The sequence below is a fragment of the Prevotella sp. TCVGH genome (genome assembly GCF_023522295.1).
Lineage (GTDB): Bacteria > Bacteroidota > Bacteroidia > Bacteroidales > Bacteroidaceae > Prevotella > Prevotella timonensis.
This window is the reverse complement of the sequence record NZ_QFFX01000084.1, coordinates 1-8,798: the sequence shown is the minus strand read 5'-3', so window position 1 is coordinate 8,798 and position 8,798 is coordinate 1. Positions and strand designations below refer to the sequence as shown.

5 protein-coding genes and 1 tRNA gene are annotated in these 8,798 nt (G+C 38.7%); 4 read left to right on the top strand and 2 right to left on the bottom strand.

Annotated elements, in window-relative coordinates; all coding sequences use genetic code 11:
* Positions 1–233: 233 nt before the first annotated feature.
* Together DEM91_RS11315 and DEM91_RS11310 are read right to left on the bottom strand one after the other, a co-directional pair.
* Positions 234–315 (bottom strand) — tRNA-Leu (locus DEM91_RS11315).
* Between the two features lie 267 nt (positions 316–582).
* A complete protein-coding gene (locus DEM91_RS11310; RefSeq protein WP_195253975.1) occupies positions 583–1,350 on the bottom strand; it encodes a hypothetical protein in 768 nt (255 codons plus the stop codon).
* Positions 1,351–1,503: 153 nt separating this feature from the next.
* Between DEM91_RS11310 and leuS the strand changes: the two genes are divergently transcribed.
* Genes leuS through DEM91_RS11290 form a run of 4 tightly spaced genes read left to right on the top strand, consistent with a single transcriptional unit; the run spans position 1,504 to position 7,941 of the window.
* Positions 1,504–4,353: a leucine--tRNA ligase gene (leuS, locus tag DEM91_RS11305; RefSeq protein WP_249858996.1), complete on the top strand. Its 2,850-nt coding sequence runs from the start codon at positions 1,504–1,506 to the stop codon at positions 4,351–4,353.
* Positions 4,350–5,327, top strand: a complete 978-nt coding sequence (locus DEM91_RS11300) for a YitT family protein (RefSeq protein WP_195253977.1) — start codon at positions 4,350–4,352, stop codon at positions 5,325–5,327. Before leuS ends, DEM91_RS11300 begins: the two co-directional genes overlap by 4 nt.
* Positions 5,275–5,913: a non-canonical purine NTP diphosphatase gene (locus DEM91_RS11295; protein WP_195253978.1), complete on the top strand. Its 639-nt coding sequence runs from the start codon at positions 5,275–5,277 to the stop codon at positions 5,911–5,913. Before DEM91_RS11300 ends, DEM91_RS11295 begins: the two co-directional genes overlap by 53 nt.
* 12 nt (positions 5,914–5,925) lie before the next feature.
* A complete protein-coding gene (locus DEM91_RS11290) occupies positions 5,926–7,941 on the top strand; it encodes a Por secretion system protein (protein ID WP_195253979.1) in 2,016 nt (671 codons plus the stop codon).
* Positions 7,942–8,798: the final 857 nt, after the last annotated feature.

The following is an 8,798-nucleotide window of genomic DNA, read 5'->3' as shown; positions in this document are numbered from 1 at the left end:
TTCCTTTCTTCCTTTACAGGCTTATGAAATTATGTGCATGAGAGGAGGGGTGCAACTGGGTTTTACGACTGACCCCAGTTTTCTTAAATGAAACAATCATAAAAACTAATTATCAAGTCTACATCCGAGGCTTTAATAATAAAATGTTGGGGGTGCTGTCGCTTTTTGGTACCCTATAACTACCCATAAAAATAATAACGGCTGACAACTCATAGAGTATCAGCCGTTATTTGTACCCAGACCCGGGCTCGAACCGGGATGGGTTGCCCCACTGGTGTTTGAGACCAGCGCGTCTACCAATTCCGCCATCTGGGCTTAAATGCGGATGCAAAGATAAAAGGTTTTTTCGAATGCAGCAAACATTTTTAATAAAAGTTTGCTATAAATGTTTTTTATCGTTGCTGAACTTGCTGCTATAGAAAGGATTTTTCTCAATGATTAGCTAACAAAAGTATTGTAGAAATAAGGGTAATAACGCTAAATTTTATTGACAAATCACTGCTTATAATTCGCTTATTTACGTTATTCGCTGGTATTTTTTTCGTGAGAAGAAGACAAATACCATCTGTTTAGCGTTCTTAATTATCGGTAAAAGGTAATCCAATTGGTACCATAATCGTGCGTCTTTGGATGTATGTACTGTACAATTCCTTGATTGTCTCGATACCAAGAATAATCCCAACCCTCACCCATGTCTAAATATAAGGCTTGTGTAACACCGTATCTACCTAAAAATTTGATGAAATCGATGAGCAACAAAGGCTGCTGCGACTCTATTATACTCAGTTTTCCCTTGCGCTCGCACAAAGCCCGACAAATATTCTTTCCTACAACATTGGCAGGCATGCGTAATCCGTTATTGATTAACATCATTTGTCCAAAACCCATACCACTTTCATCAGCCACCCGTGCCACTTCGGCTGCGTAATCCTGATAAACAAACTTCCATTGACGATGCGCATATACAAAAGCACCTGTGTTTGCCTTACAAGGGTAGCCTTTGTGGTAAACTCCTTCGCTGACATGGTTTCCAGCGATATTTTCATGACTGAACTCCTTTTTAAGTTGACCCGTAAACGCTGCCGCACACACCATGATAATTGATGTATCGGTTGGCTGTGGCATCGTTCCACACACCAAATCCATTCGCTTGAAATGTGGATAATATATTTGCAACTGCTCGGTTGAATCCAAAGTAATATGATGATAAATCTGAGTTGTGTCTACCATCGTATCGCTATTGGAGAGAGACGAACTCATTGGATGGGGCTGCTTTCGCTCGGTACAGCTACACATCAACAAAGCCGTAACGAGACCTATACATCCTATTTTGCATTGATAACTCATCATTCTGCAAAGGTAGTATTTTTTAACATGAACAATAACTAACCCATGAGTTTTCTATAAAATTCACTTTTTATTCATTTTATATTTCTTTTTTTAGTAATTTTGCTACCTAAATAGCATTTGATCATTATTTCAAGTAGAAAATAAAGATATCCTATGGAATACAATTTCAGAGACATTGAAAAGAGATGGCAACAAGAATGGGTGAAAAACAAGACTTATCATGTTGTTGAAGACAAGCAAAAACAAAAGTTTTACGTACTTAACATGTTCCCTTATCCCTCTGGTGCAGGGCTACACGTGGGTCATCCCTTGGGCTATATTGCCAGTGATATTTATGCTCGGTATAAACGTCAACAAGGATTTAATGTACTGAACCCCATGGGATATGATGCCTATGGATTGCCTGCCGAACAATATGCCATACAAACTGGTCAGCATCCAGCCATCACCACTGAGCTAAACATCAAGCACTATCGGGAACAATTGGACAAAATAGGATTTTCTTTCGATTGGGACAGAGAGATTAGGACTTGCGATCCTAAGTATTACCACTGGACACAATGGGCATTCATCAAGATGTTTCAGTCGTATTATGACAATGATTTACAGAAAGCGCAGCCCATTTCAAAACTGATACAGCACTTTGAAACAAAGGGTAGTGACGGTTTGAATGTGGCACAAAGTGAAGATTTGTCATTTACAGCCCACCAATGGAAAACCATGAACGAGCAAGAACAGCAAACTATATTGATGAATTATCGCATTGCGTATCTTGGAGAAACCATGGTAAACTGGTGTGCTGGATTAGGAACAGTACTGGCAAACGATGAAGTAGTTGATGGAGTGAGCGAACGTGGAGGTTACCCCGTGGTACAAAAGAAAATGCGCCAATGGTGTTTACGCGTGTCAGCGTATGCACAACGTTTGCTCGACGGACTGGACAATGTACAATGGACGGAATCCTTGAAAGAGACTCAACGCAACTGGATTAGTAGATCGGAAGGTGCAGAAGTACGATTCAAGGTTGCCGACAGCGACATCGAACTCACCATTTTCACCACTCGTGCCGACACAATTTTTGGTGTCACCTTCATGGTATTGGCTCCTGAAAGTGACTATGTTTCACAAGTTACGACTTCCTCACAAGAACAAGAAGTGCAAGCCTATGTAGATGCCACCAAGAAGCGCACCGAGCGAGAGCGTATCTCCGACCGTCGAGTATCGGGTGTGTTTACAGGTAGCTATGCTGTGAATCCACTCACGGGCGATAATATTCCTATTTATGTGAGCGACTATGTATTGGCAGGCTACGGAACAGGTGCTATCATGGCTGTTCCAGCGCACGACAGCCGCGATTATGCTTTTGCCAAACACTTTGATTTACCTATCATTCCACTGATTGAAGGAGCTGATGTAAGCGAAGAAAGTTATGATGCAAAGGAGGGAACGGTGATCAATAGTCCAATAAAAGGAAAACAAACTACCTTCAGTCTCAATGGCATGCAGGTAAAAGATGCCATTGCTGCCACTAAAGAATACATCACCAAACAGGGCTTAGGGCATGTAAAGGTGAACTATCGCTTGCGTGACGCCATTTTCTCTCGCCAGCGTTATTGGGGCGAACCATTCCCTGTATATTATAAAGGTGGAATGCCTTACATGATTCCCGAAAACTGTTTGCCTCTCGAATTGCCCGAGATAGATAAATACGAACCTACAGAAACAGGTGAACCCCCATTGGGACGTGCCACAAAATGGGCATGGGATATTGAAAAGAATGTAGTTGTTGATAAGTCTCTGATAAATAACACTACTGTCTTTCCACTCGAACTGAACACGATGCCTGGTTTTGCTGGCAGCTCAGCTTACTATCTCCGATATATGGATCCACATAACGAAGAGGCATTGGTAGCTAAGGATGTAGCCGCTTACTGGCAGAATGTAGATTTATATGTGGGTGGAACAGAACACGCAACGGGGCATTTAATCTACTCGAGGTTTTGGAACAAGTTTTTACATGATTATGGTTATTCTTGCAAAGAAGAACCCTTTGAGAAGTTAGTGAATCAGGGGATGATACAAGGACGTAGCAACTTTGTGTATCGTATCAATAATGATGACCATTCGGCTGCACCAGTATTTGTGTCATTAGGATTAAAAAATCAATACCAAACCACGCCCATCCATGTGGATGTAAATATAGTACATGGCGACGTGTTGGATATAGAAGCTTTCAAAGCGTGGCGACCAGAATACAGAAATGCAGAATTTATCTTAGAAAATGATAAATATCTTTGTGGTTGGGCGATAGAGAAGATGTCGAAATCGATGTATAACGTTGTCAATCCTGATATGATAGTAGAACAGTATGGTGCAGACACGTTACGACTGTATGAAATGTTCTTAGGTCCTGTTGAGGCAAGCAAACCATGGGATACGAATGGTATAGACGGTTGTCACCGATTCTTGAAAAAGCTATGGGGATTAGTTTACGAAAATAGAACCGATAAGTTCTTGCCCAACGATGACGCTCCAACCCCTGAACAACTTAAATCTGTGCACAAATTGATCAAGAAAGTAACGGGCGACATTGAACACTTTTCGTATAATACTGCCATTTCTGCATTTATGATTTGTGTAAATGAGTTGGCACAAAGCAAATGCACAAATAAAGAATTACTTAAAGACGTCATCAAGCTATTGGCACCTTTCGCCCCACACATCAGTGAAGAACTGTGGCATGCACTTGGAGAAACTACCACTGTTTGCGATGCACAATGGCCAGAATGCAACGAAGAATACCTCAAAGAAAATGATATTCAGATGACTGTTTCGTTCAATGGAAAGGCTCGATTCCAAAAGGTTTTCTCGATAGACGATAGTAAAGAGGAAATTGAAAAGAAGGTACTTGCCGATGAACGCACACTTAAATATATGGTAGGAAAAACCATTGTAAAGATTATTATCGTTCCACGTAAAATTATTAATATCGTACTAAAATGATAAAAAATAAAGAATATGTCATGAATGAAGTGAAAGACTATGTATTCATTACATTGGGGCTTTTACTTTACACTACCGCATTTACCATTTTCTTGTTGCCATACCAGATTGTAACGGGTGGTGTTACTGGTATGTCAGCCATTGTGTATTATGCCACGGGCTTTAAGTTGGAAAACACATACATGATTATCAACATTTCATTATTAATCGTAGCCCTGAAGATTTTGGGCTTCCGATTCATGATGAAAACCATCTATGCCATCTTTGCCCTATACTTCATGTTAATGTTTGCACAAAGTCTAATGCCTTTGGATGCTAACGGAAACTTTATCAAGGTATTGGGTGAAGGACAAGACTTCATGTCAATGGTTATTGGATGCTGTATCACTGGTTCATCATTGGCAGTGGTTTTCTTGAACAACGGCAGTACAGGAGGCTCGGATATCATTGCTGCATGCGTGAACAAATACAAGGATATGTCCTTAGGACAGGTACTAATATTGGTAGATATCTTTATAGTTAGCAGCTGTTTCTTCTTCCCACAATTTGGCGAAATGGCTGAACGCGCACACAAAGTAGTATTTGGCTACTGTACCATTATCATCGAATGTTTCATGCTCGACTTTGTGTTTGCCCGTCAACGGCAATCGGTACAGTTCATGATTTATTCGAGAAAACATGAAGAGATAGCCGACATTCTTTCTAAAGAAACCGACCATGGACTGACTATTCTTGACGGTCACGGATGGTACACAGGACAAGAAATCAAAGTAATCTGTCTCTTGGCTCGTAAAAACGAGAGTCAACTCATCTTCCGACTCATCAAAATGACCGACCCAAATGCCTTTGTCAGTCAGAGTTCTGTTATTGGAGTTTACGGCGAGGGATTTGATCAAATCAAAGTAAAAGTAAAGAAAAAACATGAAGATCGTATTCGCAACAAACAATCCCAACAAGCTTCAGGAAATTCGTGACATATTGGGAGAACGGTTTGAAATAGTGTCTCTACAAGATATAGGTTGTCATGAGGATATTCCAGAGACAGGAGAAACCTTGCAAGAAAATGCTCTTCTAAAAGCCAAATATGTGGCAGAGCATTATGGTTTAGACTGCTTTGCCGATGATACGGGGCTTGAAGTAGAGGCTCTTCATGGTGCACCCGGTGTCCACAGTGCACGCTATGCAGAGGGAACCGACCACAATAGCGAAGCAAATATGCAGAAACTTTTGCACGAATTACAGGATAAAGAAAACAGAAAAGCTCGTTTTCGCACCGTCATTGCCTTGCTGCAACATCCCAAAAATCAACAAGAAGAAAACATTAAAAATGCTTTTGCAGCACCTGAAATACATTATTTTGAAGGACGTATAGACGGTATCATTGCAAAAGAAAAACGTGGCAACGCTGGTTTTGGATATGACCCAATATTCATTCCCAATGGTTATCAGCAAAGTTTTGCTGAACTTGGTGAAACCATAAAGAACCATATCTCGCACCGTGCACAGGCTGTAGAAAAGTTAGCAGAATATCTTCATAGCAAGATTAATGAAACTCTATAACCCAATTGCAGCATGAAAACAACCTTCGTATCTGCCCTTCTCGTCCTTATGTGCTGTTTACAGGGTATGGCACAAATAGGAACATGGAAAGTATATCCATCCTATGACCACATTACAGATGTACAGCAAGCAGGATCTACGATTTATACATTAGCCTCTGGTGGACTTTTTGCGTATAATAAAAGCGATAATAGTGTCCAAACTTTTGACCGAACAACGGGGTTAAATGATACAGAAATTACGCACATTGGGTATAATAGGGCAGCCAAACGGTTGGTTATTGTGTACAAAAATTATAATATAGATTTGCTGGATGACAACGGTAATGTGACAAATCTTTCAGATTACTATACTAAATCGCTAACCGTTGATAAAACTATTCATTCTATCTTCATGAATGGTATTTATGCCTATCTCGCCACAGGATTTGGCATTATGAAAGTGAATGTAAGAGATGCCCAAATAAGTGATACCTATTTTTTAGGCTTTCAAGTAGACTGGATTCATCAACAGCAAGACCAATTGATAGCAGAGTCGTCCACAAAAGGAAAATATGCGGCAAAATTATCTTCCAATTTGTTGGACAAAAATAATTGGAAGAGAATAGGAAATTATACCAAAAACACCAACCCAAAGGATGAAGCACTGATGAAGAAAATGGAGGAGTATCGTCCACACGGTCCTCAATATAATCATTTTTACCACATGATATATGCACACAACCAACTTTATACAACCGCAGGAGTATTTATATCAGGGAATACAGACCTTAATCATCCTGGCACTGTTCAGGTTTTTAATGAACAACGATGGCAAATATATCAAGATAGCTTAGAAAAAATTACAGGTTACTCCTATGTAGATAATAACTGTGTAGCCGTTGACCCTCATAATAAAGACCATGTTTTTGCAGCAGGAAGAACTGGACTGTACGAATTTTTAAACGGAAAACTCATTAAATATTATAACAAAGATAATAGCATACTTAGTGGTGCTATTGACCGTGGAAGGGAATTAAATAATAACTATGTACTCATCAATGGAATGACCTTTGATCAAAACTCACACTTGTGGATATTAAATAGTCAAACAAAAAGAGAAACTATCATAGAACTTACACCTGATGGTAAAATGGTTTCACATTTTCAAAAAGATTTAATAGACCAAACAAGTAAACTCAATTGTATGACAAGTGCAATGTTTGACAGTAGATCTTTACTATGGTTTGTCAACGCACATAGTCATTTTCCTGGTTTGTTTTGTTATTATCCAATAACTAACAAACTACACTCAATAACCAAATTAGTTAATCAAGATGGTATTAATATTGAAGTACTATCAGTAAAATGTATTGCTGAAGATTTAGAAAACAATATTTGGATTGGCACAAACGTAGGTCCTTTAATGTTGCCAGCTTCACAAATAACTACATTAGAGAATGTTACATTTAATCAAATAAAAATAGATAGGAAAGATGGAAGTAACCTTGCCGACTATTTATTATCAGGAGTAGATATTACGTGTATTGCTGTTGACCAAAGCAACCGAAAATGGTTTGCAACTGGAAACAATGGGGTATATTTAATGAGTGCTGACGGTAACGAACAAATACATCATTTCACCACCACCAACAGTGTATTACCCTCTAACCACATTCAAAGTATTGCGATTAACGATAAAACAGGTGAAGTGTATTTTGGTAGCGACAAAGGACTTTGTTCTTATCACAGTGATGCTACAGAAGCTGTAGAAACGATGAACAAGGAAACGACTTATGCTTACCCAAATCCTGTAGAACCAGGCTATACGGGACCAATCACTATTGTTGGTCTCAGTTATCAAGCCGATATAAAGATAGTTACAGCCAATGGTACACTCGTTGCTCAAGGAAAAAGTAATGGCGGTACTTTTGTTTGGAATGGCACTGACATGAACGAAAGACCAGTTGCTTCGGGCATATATATGGTGCAAACAGCAACACAAGAAGGAAAATTAGGAACTGTATGCAAAATAGCCATAATAAGATAATCACTGTTTTTATATTATTACAACTCATTATTCTATGTATATTTGGCTATACTCCATATCCAGACAGTGAAGGATATATCAAACTCGCCAACAACTGTTTAATTTATAATGAACCTTATCCTATTAGCATAAAATTAACAGATTTAGCTTTCATATGGAACATAGGTGCTATAAATACAGTTGCTTTATCTCTGAAATTGTTTCATTCTGTTGTTCCTTTACTTGTTTGCTATTCACTGATGAAAGGCATGACAGCCTGGATGCTATATAAAATTACACAACAAATAACAAATACACGAATAGCAAACATAGCACTGCTCATATACGTTTTATATCCTGCCAATTACGGTGAAGCAACTTCTTTACTAAGCGAAGTGCCTAATATATTTTTTTCATTAACAGGACTATACCTTATTATGTGTAAGAAAAAGATTTTTATTCGTAACGAGTTGCATTCAAATACGCAGGCTGCCATATAAGCAAACTCTCGTACTTCCCTTTGCCCTCATTATCTTGAACATGCTCATGATTATGTTTGTAGGGCATGGAGAAGCTCGTTTTCATCATCCTATTATGCCCTATATTATTATAATAGATGCTGTATTCATAAATAAAATAATTTTAAAAAAATCATTTAATCAATATGATAATGCCCATTCCGCATAGAATAAGCTGGATTGATAGTGCACGTGGTTTTTGTATGATGAGACCTCTGCAAAACTCATTGTTCAAAGTTTGCTCATTTCATCATATTTTTGTACCTTTATAGTATGAAACAACGTCCTTCTTCTCCGAGTTTTGCTGACCTAATAGTTGGTCATCGTAAGGTTAAACAGACCTTTTTCTTTCAAATTGAT

Excerpts from the sequence above, each read along its gene's own strand:
- DEM91_RS11290 (WP_195253979.1), top strand. The coding sequence starts at position 5,926 with ATGAAAACAACCTTCGTATCTGCCCTTCTCGTCCTTATGTGCTGTTTA.
- leuS (WP_249858996.1), top strand. The coding sequence starts at position 1,504 with ATGGAATACAATTTCAGAGACATTGAAAAGAGATGGCAACAAGAATGG.
- DEM91_RS11310 (WP_195253975.1), bottom strand. The coding sequence starts at position 1,350 with ATGATGAGTTATCAATGCAAAATAGGATGTATAGGTCTCGTTACGGCT.
- DEM91_RS11300 (WP_195253977.1), top strand. The coding sequence starts at position 4,350 with ATGATAAAAAATAAAGAATATGTCATGAATGAAGTGAAAGACTATGTA.
- DEM91_RS11295 (WP_195253978.1), top strand. The coding sequence starts at position 5,275 with ATGAAGATCGTATTCGCAACAAACAATCCCAACAAGCTTCAGGAAATT.